Source organism: Nesterenkonia muleiensis (assembly GCF_003600155.1).
Taxonomy (GTDB): domain Bacteria; phylum Actinomycetota; class Actinomycetes; order Actinomycetales; family Micrococcaceae; genus Nesterenkonia; species Nesterenkonia muleiensis.
In genome coordinates, this window is record NZ_QWLD01000038.1 from 161,837 (window position 1) to 180,182 (window position 18,346).

At 64.3% G+C, this 18,346-nt stretch carries 14 protein-coding genes; 12 read left to right on the forward strand and 2 right to left on the reverse strand.

The annotated features are described in order from the left end of the window. Positions 1–5: 5 nt before the first annotated feature. Positions 6–827 (forward strand): bifunctional hydroxymethylpyrimidine kinase/phosphomethylpyrimidine kinase, encoded by an 822-nt coding sequence (gene thiD / locus DVO78_RS10590; RefSeq protein WP_120004866.1) that lies wholly within the window; start codon positions 6–8, stop codon positions 825–827. Here thiD and DVO78_RS10595 read toward each other — a convergent pair. Beyond that, positions 824–1,726 carry a GTP pyrophosphokinase gene (locus DVO78_RS10595; protein WP_120004867.1) on the reverse strand — a complete coding sequence of 301 codons (903 nt, stop codon included), beginning with the start codon at positions 1,724–1,726 and terminating at the stop codon, positions 824–826. The two genes, thiD and DVO78_RS10595, sit on opposite strands and share 4 nt — an antisense overlap. Before the next feature lie 119 nt (positions 1,727–1,845). Here DVO78_RS10595 and DVO78_RS10600 point away from each other — a divergent pair, with 119 nt between their 5' ends. The 6 genes from DVO78_RS10600 to nrdF all read left to right on the forward strand — a co-directional run bounded on the left by DVO78_RS10600 (position 1,846) and on the right by nrdF (position 9,593). Continuing rightward, complete coding sequence (locus DVO78_RS10600) at positions 1,846–3,648, forward strand: glycerol-3-phosphate dehydrogenase/oxidase (protein ID WP_120004868.1); 1,803 nt, start codon at positions 1,846–1,848, stop codon at positions 3,646–3,648. Further along, positions 3,645–5,168 (forward strand): glycerol kinase GlpK, encoded by a 1,524-nt coding sequence (gene glpK, locus DVO78_RS10605; RefSeq protein WP_120004869.1) that lies wholly within the window; start codon positions 3,645–3,647, stop codon positions 5,166–5,168. Before DVO78_RS10600 ends, glpK begins: the two co-directional genes overlap by 4 nt. A gap of 456 nt (positions 5,169–5,624) precedes the next feature. Further along, on the forward strand, positions 5,625–5,879 hold the full coding sequence (gene nrdH / locus DVO78_RS10610) for a glutaredoxin-like protein NrdH (RefSeq protein WP_120004870.1): 255 nt from the start codon (positions 5,625–5,627) through the stop codon (positions 5,877–5,879). A 29-nt stretch (positions 5,880–5,908) separates the two neighbouring features. Then, positions 5,909–6,346, forward strand: a complete 438-nt coding sequence (gene nrdI / locus DVO78_RS10615) for a class Ib ribonucleoside-diphosphate reductase assembly flavoprotein NrdI (RefSeq protein ID WP_120004871.1) — start codon at positions 5,909–5,911, stop codon at positions 6,344–6,346. 26 nt (positions 6,347–6,372) lie between these two features. Beyond that, positions 6,373–8,505: a class 1b ribonucleoside-diphosphate reductase subunit alpha gene (nrdE, locus tag DVO78_RS10620; RefSeq protein ID WP_238385259.1), complete on the forward strand. Its 2,133-nt coding sequence runs from the start codon at positions 6,373–6,375 to the stop codon at positions 8,503–8,505. A gap of 131 nt (positions 8,506–8,636) precedes the next feature. Further along, on the forward strand, positions 8,637–9,593 hold the full coding sequence (nrdF, locus tag DVO78_RS10625; RefSeq protein ID WP_202912164.1) for a class 1b ribonucleoside-diphosphate reductase subunit beta: 957 nt from the start codon (positions 8,637–8,639) through the stop codon (positions 9,591–9,593). 30 nt (positions 9,594–9,623) lie between these two features. Here nrdF and DVO78_RS10630 read toward each other — a convergent pair whose 3' ends face one another. Then, positions 9,624–11,222, reverse strand: coding sequence for a PTS transporter subunit EIIC (locus DVO78_RS10630; protein ID WP_120004873.1), 1,599 nt, complete (start codon positions 11,220–11,222; stop codon positions 9,624–9,626). 62 nt (positions 11,223–11,284) lie between these two features. Here DVO78_RS10630 and hutH point away from each other — a divergent pair, with 62 nt between their 5' ends. The 5 genes from hutH (at position 11,285) to hutI (ending at position 18,338) form a co-directional block, all read left to right on the forward strand. Next, the gene (gene hutH / locus DVO78_RS10635; RefSeq protein ID WP_120004874.1) at positions 11,285–12,859 is read left to right on the forward strand and encodes a histidine ammonia-lyase; all 1,575 of its coding nucleotides are present in this window, start codon (positions 11,285–11,287) and stop codon (positions 12,857–12,859) included. Between the two features lie 87 nt (positions 12,860–12,946). Further along, positions 12,947–14,647, forward strand: a complete 1,701-nt coding sequence (locus DVO78_RS10640) for a urocanate hydratase (protein WP_120004875.1) — start codon at positions 12,947–12,949, stop codon at positions 14,645–14,647. Beyond that, positions 14,647–15,924, forward strand: coding sequence for an allantoate amidohydrolase (locus DVO78_RS10645; RefSeq protein ID WP_120004876.1), 1,278 nt, complete (start codon positions 14,647–14,649; stop codon positions 15,922–15,924). The genes DVO78_RS10640 and DVO78_RS10645 overlap by 1 nt, the downstream gene beginning before the upstream one ends. After that, complete coding sequence (locus DVO78_RS10650; protein ID WP_120004877.1) at positions 15,925–17,136, forward strand: formimidoylglutamate deiminase; 1,212 nt, start codon at positions 15,925–15,927, stop codon at positions 17,134–17,136. It abuts the gene before it with no gap. Beyond that, positions 17,133–18,338, forward strand: coding sequence for an imidazolonepropionase (gene hutI, locus DVO78_RS10655; protein ID WP_120004878.1), 1,206 nt, complete (start codon positions 17,133–17,135; stop codon positions 18,336–18,338). Before DVO78_RS10650 ends, hutI begins: the two co-directional genes overlap by 4 nt. Positions 18,339–18,346 lie beyond the last annotated feature (8 nt).

Consider the following 18,346-nt stretch of genomic DNA (forward strand, 5'->3'; position numbering starts at 1 on the left):
TGCTCATGCCGATCCCCAACATCCTCTCCATCGCCGGCACTGACCCCACCGGAGGTGCAGGAATCCAGGCCGATCTGAAGTCCTTCGCCGCCCATGGCGGATACGGAATGTGTGTGGTGACCGCGCTGGTGGCGCAGAACACCCAGGGCGTGCGCGAAATCCACGCACCGCCGGTGGAGTTCCTGCGCGCCCAGCTGGACTCGGTCAGCGACGATGTCACCATCCACGCGGCCAAGACCGGCATGCTGGGCACCGCTGAGATCATCCAGACGGTGGCCGACTGGTGGGATGAGACGTTTGCGGCCCCGGCCCGTCCGGCCCTGGTGGTCGATCCGGTCATGGTGGCCACCAGCGGGGACCGGCTGCTCGATGCCGATGCCGAAGCCTCGCTGATCGGCTTCCTCCACCGGGCCGACCTGATCACTCCCAACGTTCCCGAGCTGGCGATTCTGGCGGGTGCGGGCCCGGCGTCGTCGTCCTTGGAGCTGGCTGCCCAGGCCGAGCAGGTCGCCGACGCCCACCACGTGGTCGTGCTGGCCAAGGGCGGGCATCTCGGTGGTGATGAGGTCGTGGACACCCTGGTCTTCCCCTCATCCCAGGGCGTACGTCCGCAGGCCTACAGCGTGAGCTCACCACGGGTGCAGACCCGCAACACCCACGGCACCGGATGCTCGGTCTCGGCAGCCTTCGCCACCCTGCGGGCTCGCGGGCACAGTTGGGAGGCCGCGCTTGTCAGCGTCAAGGAGTGGATGCAGAAGGCGATCAGCGCAGCTGATCAGCTGCAGGTCGGCCAGGGCAACGGACCGATCCACCACTTCGCCCCCTAATTCTCGGTGCGCCGCTCCATCTCCTGCCAGTTCCAGGGCGGGGTGCCGTCGTCGCCGGGGTTGTCGCTGCCGCGGAACCAGTGGGCGGGGTCGGGCCGGTCGGCCGGGGTCGGCCCGGTGGCACCCTGGCCGGATGCCGGGGCCTGCTCGCGCAGGGCGGTGACCTTCTCCCGGATCTCGGCCATCTGTTTGTCCAGGGCGGCGGCCTGGACGGCGGCGTCGCGCAGCTCGTCAAGGATGTTGGAGGGCACCTCACCGTCGTAGGTGTAGTAGATCTTATGCTCCAGCGATGCCCAGAAGTCCATGGCCACCGTCCTGATCTGGACCTCCACGTAGACGAACTCGGTGCGGTTGGACAGGTAGACGGGCACCTGCAGGATCACGTGCAGGCTCTGGTAGCCGTTGGGTTTGGGCTTGCGGATATAGTCCTTGACCTCCACCACCCGCAGATCAGGCTGGCTGCAGAGCATCTCCGCGACCCAGAAGGCGTCTGAGACGAAGCTGGTGGTGATCCGGATCCCGGCGATGTCCCGGATGGCGTGCCGGATCCCCTCCAAGGTGGGCTCGGTGCCGTAGCGCTGGACCTTGTCCAGGATTCGCTCCAGGGACTTCAGCCGGTAGTTGACGTGCTCGATGGGGGAGTAGTCCCGGGTGTGCTCGAACTCCTCGCGCAGCACGTTGATCTTGGTGAGCACCTCGTCCATGCCGAACTTGTAGTGCAGCTGGAACTCTGTGAGCCGCCGGCGAATGTCGATCATCCGGTCGACCGTCCCCGGGGTCCCATTCTCATTGGCTTTGGTGTTCAGCTGGTCCAGCAGCTGCCGGTAGAGGTCCCCGTCGGTCTTCTTGACCAGCTCATCAGTCGGGATCTCCTCAGTCGGGTTCAGGCCAGAGGGCATGTGACACTCCTCAACAGGGGACAACGGTGCAGTCTCAAGTCTCGACCCTAAACAAGGTATCTGTGAAGAGGCTTGGAGGTCACGGTTCGGCCAACGGCTCCGCCTTGTAGGCTGGAGGGGTGAAGCCACAGCCGCTGAGCACAGCATCCCGCAACGACGCACTGGACCGTCTGCGCGCCACCTCGGCGCCGGGGGGTGAGCCGGTGGACGTCCTGGTCATCGGCGGGGGCGTGGTGGGTACCGCCGCCGCCTTCGACGCTGCAGGCCGGGGACTCAGCACCGGGTTGGTGGAGGCCCGGGACTTCGGCGAGGGGACCTCCTCGCGCTCCTCCAAACTGGTCCACGGCGGTCTGCGCTACCTGCAGATGCTGGACTTCAAACTCGTGGCCGAGGCGCTGCGCGAACGCGATCTGCTGCTGCGCCGGCTGGCACCCCACCTGGTGCGGCCGCTGCCGTTCATCTTCCCGTTCGACAAGCATGTGGTGGACCGGGCGTTCATCGGCTCCGGAGTCACCCTCTACGACACGCTGGCCGCCGGCTCCTCCCTGCTGCGCGGAGTACGGGGACGGGCGGTGCCCTTTCACCGGCACCTGGGGCGCGCCAGGCTGAGCGAGCGCTTCCCCTCCCTGGACACCGAGAAGTACCACGGGGCACTGGAGTACTACGATGCGCAGGTCGACGACGCCCGGCTGGTGCTGACCCTGGCCCGTTCGGCCCGCAGCCTGGGCGCGGCGGTGGCCTCCCGGACTGAAGTGGTGGACTATCTCAGGGATGACCGCGCCGAACCCGACCGGGTCACCGGAGTGCGGCTGAGAGACCATCTCACCGGGGACCGGTTCGAGGTCCGCGCCAAGGAGATCATTCTGGCCGCCGGAGTCTGGACCGGAGAGTCCCAGGAACGGGCGCTGGACCAGCAGTCCCAGACACCCGGATCAGGACTGCGGGTCCTGGCCTCCAAAGGCATCCACATCACCGTTGCCCGGGACCGGATCTCCGCCGAAGGCACGGTGGGGATCATCACCCAGACCGAGAAGTCGGTGCTGTTCCTGATTCCGCTGCGCGATGTCTGGGCGATCGGCACCACCGATACCGCCTGGCACCAGGACGTGGACTCACCAGCGGCCACCGCCGCAGACATCGAGTATGTGCTCGCCCACGCCAATGCCGTGCTCGGCGAGGACCTCACCCGTGACGATGTGCTGGCCACCTGGGCCGGGCTGCGCCCGCTGGTCCAGCCGGTGACGACCGATGAGCAGGCCTCGGCGAAGGTCTCCCGGGAGCACACCGTGCTGCAGCTGGCGCCCGGGCTGACCGGCATCGCCGGGGGAAAGCTGACCACCTACCGGGTGATGGCCGAAGATGTGGTGGACTTCGCCGCCGAAGGCACCTTCAAGGACCGGGCCTCCATCACCGCGGCGCTGCCGCTGCTGGGAGCCCAGGGCTACGGAGAATGGGTGGACCAGGCCGAAGACCTGGTGCTGCGCTATGACTGGGACCACGACCGCGTAGACCGTCTGCTCAACCGGTACGGCTCCCTGCTGCGTGAGGTGGTCGAACTCATCGACGAGGACCCCGGCCTGGGCGCACCCCTGGAGCGGGCGCCGTCGTACCTGCGGGCCGAGATCGCCTATGCGGTCACAGCAGAGGGCGCTCTCCACCTGGATGACCTCATGGCCCGGCGCACCCGGCTGATCCATGAGACCGCCGACCGGGGGCTCGGCGCGGTGGAGGAGATCCTGGGCATCGCCGCACCACGGTTGGGCTGGGACGGCGAACGCATGGAGGCCGAACGGGCCGCCTACACCGCACATATTGAGGCTGTTCTGGAGGCAGAGACCATGAACGACGACGCCGCAGCGGCCGAACGCATCGCCGCGAACTACCCTGTTCCGGGTCAGGACCTCCGGGCACGTCCGCTATGAGCCAGCCCGCCGCAGAGACCTGCGTGCTCTCCATCGACCAGGGCACCACCTCCACCCGGGCGGTGGCGTTCAACCAGGCGGGCCAGATCCTGGCCTCCGCACAGAAGGAGCACGCCCAGCATTTTCCGCAGGCCGGATGGGTGGAGCACGAACCCGAAGAGATCTGGCGGAACACCGTGGAGGTCATTGCCGCAGCCCTGGAGGACGGTGGCCTGGAGCGGACCCAGGTCACTGCGCTGGGGATCACCAACCAGCGGGAGACCACCGTGGTCTGGGACCGGTCCACCGGTGAGCCTGTGCACCGGGCCATCGTCTGGCAGGACACCCGCACCCAGAGCATCTGCGAAGAGCTGGCAGCCCACGACGCCGCCGGCTCGGATCGTTTCGCAGAGCGCACCGGACTGCCGCTGGCCACCTACTTCTCCGGCCCGAAGATCCGCTGGATCCTGGACAATGTCCACGGTGCGCGCGAACGCGCAGAGGCTGGGGACCTGCTGTTCGGGACGATCGACTCCTGGGTGGTGTGGAACCTCACCGGCGGAACAGAGGGCGGGGTGCACATCACCGATGTCACCAATGCCTCCCGAACGCTGCTGATGAACATCGACACCCTGGACTGGAACCCGGAGATCTGCGGCGCCCTCGGGGTGCCGGAGCAGATGCTGCCTAGGATCGTCAGCTCCTCGGAGGTCTACGCCGAATGCGCTGCGGCCAGCGGAATCCCCGGGGTGCCGATCGCCGGAATCCTGGGCGACCAGCACGCCGCCACCGTGGGCCAGGCCTGCTTTGAACCCGGGCAGGGGAAGAACACCTACGGCACCGGCAACTTCATGCTCATCAACACCGGACATGAGCTGGTGCGCAATGATCAGGGACTGCTGACCACCCTGGCCTATCAGTTCGGCGACCAGAAACCGGTCTACGCGCTGGAGGGCTCGATCGCGGTCACCGGATCGCTGATCCAGTGGCTGCGCGACAATCTGGGGATCATCAGCGAGGCCTCCGAGTCCGAAACCCGTGCCCAGCGGGTCCAGGATCACGGTGGGGCCTACATTGTGCCGGCCTTCTCCGGGCTGTTCGCCCCGTACTGGCGTCCGGAGGCCCGCGGTGCGGTGGTCGGGCTGACCAGCTATGTCAACGCCGACCACCTCTGCCGCGCGGCGCTGGAGTCAGTGGCCTTCCAATCCGCGGAAGTCGTCGAAGCTATGAACGCCTCCGCCCCTGAGGACCTCACTGAGCTGAAGGTGGACGGCGGCATGGTGGTCAACGACCTGCTGATGCAGTTCCAGGCCGACATCCTCGGAGTCGATGTGGTCCGTCCAGAGGTCATTGAGACCACCGCGCTGGGTGCCGCCTATGCCGCGGGCCTGGCCACCGGCTACTGGAACTCCACACAGCAGCTGGTGGAGAACTGGACCGAGGGCACGCGCTGGAGTCCCAGGATGGACGGCGGCACCCGCGCCCAGCGGCTGGCCGAATGGAAGAAAGCTGTCACCCGCACCTTCGACTGGGCAGTTTAGTCCCGCGGGCGGGGAGACCCGGCCACGCTCTCGGCTGGCTGACGCCAGCTTTCACGCCTGAAGTGTTCATAGTGGCGGTGCCGGATTGAGCCGAGCGAAGACCCGAGCTCGCTCGGTGTTTTCCGAGGCGTTTGAGGGTTCGGAGTACGCGAAGCGTGCTCCGACACGCCGGGTGTCAGATTCATTTTTCTGGGGATTCAGGTGTGGATTCCTGTGGAGAGGTGAGCGGCCGTCGTCGTGCTTCCCTGACTTGGTGCAGGACACGCCCTCCACAGCCCTTGTGCACAGGCAGTGGATAACTACACTGGTGTGAGTACATCATCTAGTGGCCAGTGACTTCGGCCAACACAAGATGTAGTATTGAAGAGCGGCCGGGAGCTAGAGCAAGCTCAGGCGGCACAGTCTTTTTTCGAGAAGCGGAACCACATCTGAACTACGTCTGAAGGGACCTTCCCCATGAGCGTCACCGTCTACACCAAGCCCGCCTGCGTCCAGTGCAACGCCACCTACCGCGCCCTGGACAAGAACGGGGTCACCTACAAGACCGTTGACATCTCCCAGGACGCTGAGGCTCTGGAGCGGGTGCGCGCACTGGGCTACATGCAGGCCCCGGTCGTGATCACCGAGTCTGACCACTGGTCCGGCTTCCGCCCGGATAAGATCTCCGGGCTGAGCTCCCAGGCCAGTGCCCCGCAGGCAGCAGTGGCCTAGACAGTCTCAGCACTCAGGAGGCAGAGACGATGCTCACCTCGGCCACACTGATCTACTTCTCCTCAGTGTCGAACAACACCCACCGGTTCGTGGAGAAGCTGCGGCTGCCTGAGGGAGAGACCGCCCGGCTGCCGCTGCACACCCGCAGCGAGACCCTGGAAGCCACCGAACCGTTCGTGCTGGTTCTGCCCACCTACGGTGCTGACGGCGGCAGGGGATCGGTGCCCAAACAAGTCATCAAATTCCTCAATGTGGAGTCCAACCGGAGGCTGCTGCGGGGAGTGATCGGCGCCGGCAACACCAATTTTCACGAAAGCTACTGCATCGCCGGCGATATCGTCGCCGCCAAATGCAAGGTTCCGCACCTCTACAGGTTCGAGCTGATGGGCACTCAAGAGGATGTGTCCAAAGTCCACAAGGGATTGGAAGAGTTTTGGAAACAGCAGTCAAGCCTCTCAGCCGCGTAGCAGAGCCCGCGGGCAAGGAACCAGCTCTGGCCAAGGACCTCCCTCCGGAGTGGTCCGAGCTCAGCTACCAGGACCTCAACGCCATGCTCAACCTCTATGGGCCCAGCGGTGAGATCCAGTTCGAGGCCGACCAGTTGGCTGCCCGGAAGTACTTCCTGGACAACGTCAACGTCAATACGGTCTTCTTCCACGACCTGGACGAGAAGCTGAAGTATCTGGTGGAGAACGACTACTACGAGCAGCAGACCCTGGAGAAGTACTCCCGCGAGTTCATCCACCGGCTCTGGGACACCGCCTATGCGCGTAAGTTCCGGTTCCCCACCTTCCTGGGGGCCTTCAAGTTCTACACCTCCTATGCGCTGAAGACCTTCGACGGCCAGCGCTATCTGGAGCGGCTCGAGGACCGGGTCTGCATGGTGGCCCTGTACCTGGCACGGGGCAATGAGGAGCATGCACTGGCGTTGATGGAGGAGATCATCTCCGGCCGCTTCCAGCCGGCCACCCCCACCTTCCTCAACGCCGGCAAGAAGCAGCGCGGCGAGCTCGTCTCCTGCTTCCTGCTGCGGGTCGAGGACAATATGGAGTCCATCGCCCGCGGCATCAACTCCGCCTTGCAGCTGTCCAAGCGCGGCGGCGGCGTCGCGCTGTCCCTGACCAATATCCGTGAGCACGGGGCGCCGATCAAGCAGATCGAGAACCAGTCCTCCGGGGTGATCCCGGTGATGAAGCTGCTGGAGGACTCCTTCAGCTACGCCAACCAGCTCGGTGCCCGCCAGGGGGCCGGCGCGGTCTACCTCAACGCCCACCACCCGGACATCCACCGGTTCCTGGACACCAAGCGGGAGAACGCAGATGAGAAGATTCGCATCAAGACCCTTTCGCTGGGTGTGGTGATCCCGGACATCACCTTCGAGCTGGCCAAGAAGAACGAGGACATGTACCTGTTCAGCCCGTATGACGTCGAACGGGTCTACGGCAAGCAATTCACCGAGATTTCGGTGACGGAGAAGTACTACGAGATGGTCGACGACGCCCGCATTCGCAAGTCGAAGATCAACGCCCGTGAGTTCTTCCAGACCTTGGCGGAGATCCAGTTCGAATCCGGATACCCCTACATCATGTTCGAAGACACGGTGAACCGGGCCAACCCGATCGACGGGCGGATCACCATGTCCAATCTCTGCTCAGAGATCCTGCAGGTCTCCGAGCCCAGCGAATACTCCGCCGACCTCGGCTATGCCCAGATCGGCAAGGACATCTCCTGCAACCTCGGGTCGCTGAACATTGCCAAGACCATGGACTCTCCGGACTTCGGGCAGACCATCGAGACCGCCATCCGCTCTCTGACCGCGGTCTCGGACATGTCCTACATCGAGTCGGTGCCCTCGATCGCTGAGGGCAATAAGCGCAGCCACGCCATTGGGCTGGGCCAGATGAACCTGCACGGCTATCTGGCCCGGGAACGGGTGCACTACGGCTCCGAAGAGGGCCTGGACTTCACCAATATCTACTTCTACACGGTGCTCTACCACTGCCTGCGCGCCTCCAACATCCTCGCCAAGGAGACCGGCGAGACCTTCGACGGCTTCGAGAACTCCACCTATGCAACTGGTGAGTTCTTCGACAAGTACACCGAGCAGGTGTGGGAGCCGGAGACCGCCAAGGTCCGTGAGCTGTTCAGCCATGTGCATATCCCCACCCAGGAGGACTGGCGGGCGCTGAAGGCCGCGGTGCAGGCCCACGGCATCTACAACCAGAACCTGCAGGCAGTGCCGCCCACCGGGTCGATTAGCTACATCAACAACTCCACCAGCTCGATCCACCCGGTGGCCTCAAAGATCGAGATCCGCAAAGAGGGCAAGATCGGCAGGGTGTACTACCCGGCGCCCTACCTGACCAATGACAACCTCGAGTACTACCAGGATGCTTACGAGATCGGCTACGAGAAGATCATCGACACTTACGCTGCGGCCACCCAGCACGTGGACCAGGGGCTGAGCCTCACGCTGTTCTTCAAGGACACCGCCACCACCCGTGATATCAACAAGGCACAGATCTACGCCTGGCGGAAGGGCATCAAGACCCTCTACTACATTCGGCTGCGCCAGCTGGCCCTGGAGGGCACCGAGGTCGAGGGCTGCGTCTCCTGCATGCTTTAGAGCGCTAGTACGATGACGCGGCACCATGTGTGCAGCAGCACCCCTCCCGATTCAGCAGACACCTGATTCCCACACAGAGAAAGACCGGATCGCACGTGACGACATCAGTGACAACCGAGACGCAGTCCACGCTGCTCAGCCATGTTGAGGCGATCAACTGGAACCGCCTGCCCGATGAGAAGGACGGTGAGGTCTGGAATCGCCTGGTCAACAACTTCTGGCTGCCGGAGAAGGTGCCGGTCTCCAATGACGTCCAGTCATGGGCCACGCTTACCGAGGAGGAGAAGACCCTGACCATGCGGGTCTTCACCGGGCTGACCCTGTTGGACACCATTCAGGGCACTGTCGGTGCGGTGGCGCTGATCCCGCATTCGCTCACCCAGCATGAGGAGGCGGTGCTGACCAATATCGCCTTCATGGAGTCGGTGCATGCGAAGTCCTATTCGCAGATTTTCTCCACCTTGTGTTCCACCAAGGAGATCGACGACGCTTTCCGCTGGTCCAGGGAGAACCAGAACCTGCAGCGCAAGGCCCAGATCGTCATGGACTACTACCACGGTGCGGATGGCCAGAAGAAGCGCGTGGCCTCCACGATCCTGGAGTCTTTCCTCTTCTACTCCGGCTTCTATCTGCCGATGCACTGGTCCTCGCGGGCGAAGCTGACCAACACCGCTGACATCATCCGGCTGATCATCCGGGATGAGGCGGTGCACGGCTACTACATCGGGTACAAGTATCAGCGGGCGTTGGAGCAGGAGACGGAGGAGCGCCGTCAGGAGCTGAAGGACTACACCTACGAGCTGCTCTTCGAGCTCTACGACAACGAGGTCCAGTACACCCATGACCTCTACGACGGGGTCGGACTGGCCGAGGACGTCAAGAAGTTCCTGCACTACAACGCCAATAAGGCGCTGATGAACCTGGGCTATGAGGCGATGTTCCCCTCAGACGTCACCGACGTGAACCCGGCGATCCTCTCCGCGCTGAGCCCCAACGCCGATGAGAACCACGACTTCTTCTCCGGCTCCGGCTCCTCTTACGTCATCGGCAAAGCCGTCGAGACCGAAGACGAGGACTGGGACTTCTGAGCGCGTGGGCGAAGGCTGAGCCCGAAGGCTTTACGCTGCTTCGGACGGTGCCTTTCGCATGGTGATGAGGTTCGCTAGGAGAGTCAGGGTGCAGGCAATCGCCACTGTGGCTGACATCGCAATCACCATGCCTACAGCGTTGGTGGAGACGAAGGGCGCCACAACAGCGGGCAGGTAGGCCGTGGCCTCCAGCCCCAGCAATCCCACCATCGCCCCACCGACGGCCGAGCTGATCAGCGCCACGCCGAAGACCTTCTTGTCGCTGAACATGAACGGATATGAAGCTTCTACGAAAGTGCCGAAACCAAAATTGATTGTTGCCCCGGTGCCGGCAAGAGCGCGCTCACCGCTGGTCCGCGGTTTGATGAGGTTCGCAAGAGTGATACCGAGGCTGACCATCACCAGGGATACCATGTCGATGGCACCGAAGAAGCTGTGTCCTTTCTGGCTCATCTCCACCAGCACAAGTGGCAGAATCACCGAGTGATAAACACCGGCGATAATGGCCGGCCACATCACGAGGCCCGCGAGAGCACCAGCAAGGATCGGGTTGAACTCGACGGCGGCCTCGATGCCTTCGCGAAGTCCGTCCCCAATCATGCTGGTAACTGGGGCCAGCAAATAATAGACGAGCAGGCCGGGTATGAGACCAGCAAAGGCGCCGGTGACAATATTTGCCGTTGTCGCCGGGAACCGGTGTCCCAATGTCCATTTGATCAGCCACGAAGCCATTAGCCCAGAGAGGATCCCAGCGGTAAGACCACCGAAGATCCCGCCTTCTGCGGAGAGTATGCCCGCCACGGCTCCTGCTACCAGGCCTACCTCGTCCAGACCAGAGATCCTGCGCGCTGCCACAGCTGCGACCACCACAGGCAGCGATGCGATCAGAAGATCGAACACATCTCCCAACTGTTCGAGAGCGGGAATCTGGCTGACCGCGAGCACCAGTGCCAGCGCGATGAACGCCGGGATGCTCCCGACCATGATTCCGCGAATACTGATCCGCTTCCAGGCTGGGCCTTCAGATGTCGAAGAGCTGCTTGAACCCAGCGCTGGCCGGTATTTAACCTTCCAGTGTTTGGCCAGCCCCGCAGCATAGGCCACTGCACGGGTGACACTGCTGGTTCCGGTAGTCCCGGAGGCGGAAATCACGTTGACACCCATCTGCTGGGCACTGGCGATGGAGGTGCCTCCGGTGCCGACCACTGGGATCTGAGTCCGTGCCGCCGCTTCCAGCGCTTTGGCGTTGACATCTTCCGGATCAGCGCTCATGAGAATGAGCCCGTCGATCTCACCGGTATCAATCCTCTCGGCCAGTTCCGCGTCAACCCGGCGGGCTTCGGCGTTCACCTCTGCCAGTGTTCCCTCAAGAGATATCTGCGGGTCGTTGCCGAGCAGGGTCCACAGCTGCGCGGAGGAGGTTTCTCTGACTCCGTCCATCGAGGTTTCTGCAGCGACCAGCTGGACGGAGGAGAAACTGAATCCGGCGGCATCGAGCTGCCTGGCCACGTCTGCAATCAGCTTTGCCGGATCGCTGCCGCCGTGGCTATAGAGGTTTCCTCCGCTGCTGCCCAGTACGGCGATATGCCTGAGAGTCGTGTCACCAGATGTGTTCGTTTGCACGGACATGTGGTCCTTTCTCCACGTTAAACTGGCCCAATGATCCCACGCACGCATTAAGGTGATGTGTCATGACTCAGACTCTGGACAATCAGCAGGGGCGAAACATCGAAAAGGTGGTGCTCGGCGAGCGTCCGCTGAGGGCAGAGGAACTCGTCGCAGTGGCCCGGCGCGGTGTTCCGGTGGAGTTGGGGGAGAATGCCCGCAAAGCGGTCGGCGCCTCCCGCGACCATGTTGAGGTTCTGGCCAGGTCGGACCAATCTGCCTACGGTGTGTCCACTGGATTCGGCGCCCTGGCCTCTACGCCCATTGACGTCGAATCCCGGGATGCTCTGCAACTCTCCCTAGTCCGCTCCCATGCGGCGGGATCGGGACATGAGGTGGAGGCAGAGGTAATCAGAGCATTGATGCTTTTGAGACTCCAGACCTTCACCACCGGGCACACCGGTGTCAGACTGTCCACAGCTGAGCGATATCAGCAGCTTCTCAACGCTCAGATCACCCCTGTCGTCTACGAATACGGATCCTTGGGTTGTTCCGGTGATCTTGCCCCACTGGCGCACTGTGCATTGGCGATTGTCGGCGAGGGGCGAGTCCGAACGGCAGAGGGCTCGTTGCTGGACTCCGGGGATGCGCTGCGAAATATCGGTTTGGCTCCGTACCGCCTGGAGGCCAAGGAAGGATTGGCGCTCATCAACGGCACAGACGGCATGCTCGGGATGCTGGTCCTGGCCCTTCATGACCTGACACTTCTGCTGCGCACTGCTGACATCGCGGCCGCGATGAGCGTGGAGGCGCTACTGGGAACTGACCGTGTATTCGCATCGGAACTGCACACGATTCGGCCGCATCCGGGACAGCAGGCTTCTGCGGCCAATCTGCGGGAACTCTTGGCCCACTCCGAGATTGTCGCCAGTCACCGAGGTCAGGTGTGCACGGTGGTGCAGGATGCCTACTCCCTGCGGTGTGCGCCCCAAGTCGCAGGAGCGGTTCGGGACACCGCCGCGCATGCGGAGGCCGTCGCCCGGGTTGAGCTTGCCAGCGCTGTGGACAATCCCGTGGTGCTCGATGACGGGCGAGTCGAGAGCAATGGAAACTTCCACGGTGCTCCCTTGGGATACGTGCTGGACTTCCTGGCGATTGCGGCTGCTGACCTGGCTTCGATCAGTGAGCGTCGCACAGACCGCCTCCTGGATCCCGCCAGATCCCATGGCCTGCCTGCATTTCTAGGAGCCAGCCCAGGACTGGACTCTGGGCTGATGATTCCCCAGTACACGCAGGCCGCGCTGGTCAGCGAGATGAAACGGTTGGCTCATCCTGCCAGCGTGGACAGTATCCCTTCCTCAGCGATGCAGGAGGACCATGTGTCCATGGGTTGGTCAGCAGCCCGGAAGCTGCGCCGCGCTATCGACGCGCTGACTCAGGTGGTGGCCATCGAAGTCATGACTGCTGCACGGGCATTGGAGCTGAGAGCACCTTTGAAGGCGGCTCCAGCGACATCCGCGGTCGTTGAAGCGGTACGAGCCGAGGTGCCTGGAGCGGGCGCTGACCGCTGGCTGTCGCCGGAGATCGAAAGCTCGGTGAAGCTGGTGCGTAACGGGACTGTTCTCGCTGCGGCCGAGGAAGTCGTCGGCTCTCTGGTCTGATCAGACGCAGATGAACTGTCGAATCGGGGAATATAAGGTTACGCAACCATTAATTTCAGAGTGAACAGAGAATTAAGGATAAAGAGTATGACCACCGGTTTCACCCAGCATGACCTCAGCCGCCGTATCAGCGCGCCACGAGGCACGGTGCTCTCCGCCAAGTCCTGGCAGACCGAGGCGCCGCTGCGAATGCTGATGAACAACTTGGACCCTGAGGTCGCTGAAAGGCCCGAGGATCTTGTGGTCTACGGCGGCACCGGCCGCGCAGCCCGCAGCTGGGAAGCCTATGATGCGATCATCGAGACCCTGACAGACCTCGAAGAGGACGAAACGCTCTTGGTGCAGTCTGGCAAACCCGTGGGAGTGGTGCGCACCAACAAGTGGGCACCCCGCGTGCTGATCGCAAACTCCAACCTGGTCGGTGACTGGGCCACCTGGCCCGAGTTCCGGAAGCTGGAGGCCGAAGGCCTGATGATGTATGGCCAGATGACCGCCGGCTCGTGGATCTACATCGCGACCCAGGGCATCCTGCAGGGCACCTACGAGACTTTTGCCGCAGTCGGCAAGAAGAAATACGAGGCTGCCACATCCGCTGCGCCACTGGCCGGGACCATCACCCTGACCGGTGGCTGCGGAGGCATGGGCGGAGCCCAGCCTCTGGCGGTGACCCTCAACGGCGGGGCCGTCCTGGTGGTGGACGTCTCTGAGGCCCGGTTGCGGCGTCGTGCTTCCAAACGATACCTAGACGAGGTGGAGACTGACCTCGATGCCGCCCTGGCCAAGCTGACCCTGGCCAAGGCTGAGAAACGAGCGCTTTCGGTCGGTTACGTGGGCAATGCCGCCACAGTCTTCCCCGAGCTGCTCACACGGCACCTGGCAGGCGAAGTAGGGGTCGACATCGTCACAGACCAGACCTCAGCCCACGACCCGTTGAGCTACCTGCCGGTGGAGTACAGCATCGACGAATGGGACGCCGCTGCTGCCGAGGATCCGGAAGGCTTCACCAAGAAGGCCCGGGAGTCCATGGCGGCCCAGGTCGAGGCCATGGTCGGATTCCAGGATGCTGGGGCGGAGGTCTTCGACTACGGGAACTCCATCCGCGACGAGGCCCGCCACGCCGGCTACCAACGGGCCTTCGACTTCCCGGGGTTCGTCCCGGCCTACATCCGCCCGCTGTTCTGCGAGGGGCTCGGCCCCTTCCGCTGGGTCGCGCTCTCCGGTGACCCTGAGGACATCGCAGTCACCGATGCCGCCATCAAGGAGCTGTTCCCGGACAACGAACACCTGCACCGTTGGATCGACGCCGCCGCAGAGTATGTCGAGTTCGAGGGGCTTCCGGCCCGGATCTGCTGGCTGGGTTACGGGGAGCGTCACAAGGCGGGCCTGCTGTTCAACCAACTGGTGGCCGAAGGCAAAGTGAAGGCACCGATCGTCATCGGTCGTGACCACCTCGATTCAGGCTCGGTGGCATCCCCCTACCGGGAGACCGAGTCGATGCTCGACGGCTCCGACGCCATCGCCGACTGGCCGCTGCTCAACGCCCTGACCGCCACCAGCTCCGGCGCCACCTGGGTGTCCATCCACCACGGGGGAGGGGTCGGCATCGGCCGGTCCATCCACGCGGGACAGGTGGGTGTGGCCGACGGAACCGAGCTTGCCGCCGCCAAGCTCGAAGCCCTGCTGACCAATGACCCGGCCACGGGCATATTCCGCCACGTCGACGCCGGCTACGAGAGAGCCGCCGAGATCGCTCTAGCGCGCGGGGTCCGCATCCCGATGGGGCGTTGATGGGCGTCAATTCGCTGATGCGCCAGATCGCAGACATCGGCGCTGATCCGGTCCGCGGCGGATACTCCCGCCCGGTCTACTCGGCTGCCGAACTCACCCTGCGGGAATGGTTCATCGCCGAAGCCCACGCCCGCGGGCTCGACGTGGAGACCGACCGCAACGGCATCATCTGGGCATGGTGGGACACGACCCCAACCCAGAGTGACGCCGCCGGATCCCGTGAGCAGGCTGTCGTCACCGGCTCCCACCTGGACTCCGTGCCCGGGGGAGGAGCCTTCGACGGACCCCTCGGCGTAGCCTCCGCGCTGGCCGCCGTCGACGAACTCAAGGCGCGTGAGGCCCACGGAGAACTGCAGCGCCGTCACGCTCTAGCGACCACGGTCTTTCCCGAAGAAGAAGGGTCCCGGTTCGGGGTGGCGTGTTTGGGCTCGCGGCTACTCACCGGGGCGATCACCCCGGAGAAGGCGCTGAACCTCAAAGATCCGACTGGTCTTACCTTCGGCGAAGTCGCGGCCAAGAACGGCCTGGACCCCGACCGCCTTGGTCCGGATCCTCAGGCTATGCGTCGTATCGGTCAGTTCGTGGAGTTGCATGTGGAGCAGGGACGCGGGATCAACACCCCCGAGCACACCGACTCCCACGGCGTCCAACCTGCCGTCGCAGTGGGGAACACCATCCTGGGCCACGGCCGCTGGCGAATCAGCGTGACTGGCCAGGGCAACCATGCCGGGACCACATTGATGGCCGACCGTAGAGACCCCATGATCGCAGCAGCTGAGATCATCTCTGTGGTCAGACGTCTCGCCAAGCCCTGGCGTGAGGCCCGTGCCACCATCGGCCGCCTGGTCCCGATCCCCGGGGGAACCAATGTCATCGCCTCCCGGGTGGACCTGTGGCTCGACGTTCGGCACCCGGAAGACGCAGTCACCGCGCAGATCGTTGAAGAGATACACCACCAAGCCCAGGTACTGGCAGCATCCGAAGGATGCCGGGCCACGATGGTCGAGGAATCCTACTCCGGGACCGTGCATTTCACCCCGGAACTGACCCGCACCCTGGAACAAGCCGTGCGCCGCCGTACCCCGGAAGCCCCCACGTTACCCACCGGGGCGGGGCACGACGCCGGGGTGCTGGCCGCCCACGTGCCCTCCGGCATGATCTATGTGCGCAACCCCACCGGCATCTCTCACGCTCCCCAAGAGCATGTGGAGGACGACGACGCCGAACTCGGCGTAATGGCCCTGGCCGACGCTCTCGCTGATCTGTTGGAGGACTGAATGCCGCACACTGTGAGCGTGCCAGCCCCGGTCAACGCGCATTCCCACGCTTTCCACCGGGTCCTCCGCGGCCGCACCCATCACGGCGGCGGGGACTTCTGGGTCTGGCGTGAGCAGATGTACAGTGCGGCAGCCCAACTGACTCCAGATGCATACCAGCAGCTGGCCACCGCGGTCTACGCAGAGATGGTGTGCGCCGGCTACAGCGCTGTGGGCGAATTCCACTACCTTCACCACCAGCCAGACGGCACCCCCTACCCTGACCATGACATGGAGCGTGCACTGGCCCGTGCCGCCAAGTCCGTCGGCATCCGCCTGGTTTTACTGGACACGCTCTATCTGCAGGGTGGGCTGGATGCATCCGGTGAGACCATTGAGCTGAACCTCCTCCAGCGCCGATTCTCCGACGGTGATGCGCAGAACTGGGCCAGCCGCTGGGAGTCACTGCGTGAGGCGATCGCCGAGGAGGACAGTGACGCCGGAACGGTCACCCTGGGGGCCGCGGTCCACTCGCTGCGCGCGGTGCCCGCCGACCAACTGCCGGTGGTCACCGAGCTGATCCGCAAATACCCCGGGGCGCCGGTGCACATCCACCTCTCCGAACAACCTGCTGAGAACGACGCTGTACAGGCTGCCTACCGCAGAACACCCACCGAAGTCCTCGCTGAGGCAGGTGTGTTGGGCACCCGGTTGTCCGCGGTGCACGCCACGCACCTGACGGCCTCGGATATCCAGCTGCTGGGGCAGAGCGGTACCGCTGTCGTGATGTGCCCGACCACCGAAGCCGATCTGGCCGACGGGATCGGCCCTGCCCGGCAGCTGGCTGCCGCCGGTGCTGAGATCGCCTTGGGCAGCGACCAGCACGCGGTGATCGACCCTTACCTGGAGATGCGTGCTTTGGAGCACGGGGAACGCCTTTCCTCTGGGGCCCGCGGACGCTTCAGCCCTCAGCAGATCGCCTATGCCGCCAGGGAGGGCGGATTGCGCAGTTTGGGGATGTCTGAGAATGATGACGTCATCACTGTCGATTCCGGCTCGTCCCGCACCTCCGGAAGCCGGCCTGAGCAGTTGCCGCTGACGGCTACCAGCGCCGATGTGGTTCAGGTGAGCATCGCCGGGACTGTGCAGGCCCACCACGCAGCCCACACCAGCCTCGGGGATCCTGCTGAGCTGTACAGGACGTTCTTCACCGACCACCCGGAGTACGCATGACCTCGACTCTGATCACCAACATTGCCGAACTCACCACGGTCGACGCCGAGAACAGGACCCTTCATGGCGCTGCTGTGGTCATCGACGGTGAAGACATCGCCTGGATCGGATCAGCTGACGCGGCCCCTGCCGCAGACGGGCAGTACGATGCCGGAGGACGCGCGGTGCTGCCCGGCTGGGTGGACTCGCACACCCACCTGGTCTTCGCCGGGGACCGCAGTGCCGAGTTCGAGGCCCGGATGGCCGGGCAGTCCTATGCCGCGGGGGGCATTAGCGTCACCATGGACGCCACCGGGGCTGCTACCGACAGCCAGTTGGAGGCTCTGGTGCGCCAGCGCATCGCCGGTGCGGTCGCAGGCGGCACCACCTACCTGGAGACCAAAACCGGCTACGGGCTGAGCCTGGACGAGGAAACCCGGCACGCCCAGCTGCTCGGTCGGCTGCACCGAGCAGGAGAGCTCGACGCCGTCACCTACCTCGGCGCGCATCTGGTGCCCCCGGGGCAGGATGCTGAGTCATACACCGACCTGGTGGCCGGGCCCATGCTGGACGCGGTGCGCGACCATGTGCAGTGGGCTGATGTCTTCTGCGAGCACGGTGCCTTCGATGAGCACCAGTCTCGCCGGGTGCTGGAAGCGGCCCGGGATGTGGGCTTGGGACTGCGCGTCCACGGCAACCAGCTGGGCCCCGGTCCCGGCATCACGCTCGCCACGGAGCTGGGAGCGGCGTCTGTGGACCATGCGAACTATGTCAACGACGGCGACCTCGCAGCCCTGGCAGCCACCTGGGAGAGATGGGACCCTGGCTCGCGGACCGGGGCGCCGGGAACTGTGGCCACGTGCCTGCCGGCCTGTGACCTCTCCACACGGCAGCCACTGGCCCCGGGGCGACGGCTGCTGGAGGCCGGGGTGGAGATCGCCCTGGCGTCGAACTGTAATCCCGGCACCAGCTATACCAGCTCCATGAACTTCTGCGTCACCACAGCGGTACTGCAGATGGAGCTCTCGCTGTCCGAAGCGATCCGGGCTGGGACCTATGGGGGTGCCCTGGCACTGCACGCCCAGCACAGAGTGGGTTCAGCCGAAGTCGGAAAGCGCGCAGATCTGCATGTCCTTGATGCGCCCTCTGCGATCCACCTGGCCTACCGCCCCGGCATGCCCCTGACCCACGCGGTGTACCGGGCAGGACGACGGGTCCACTAAACTCGTGC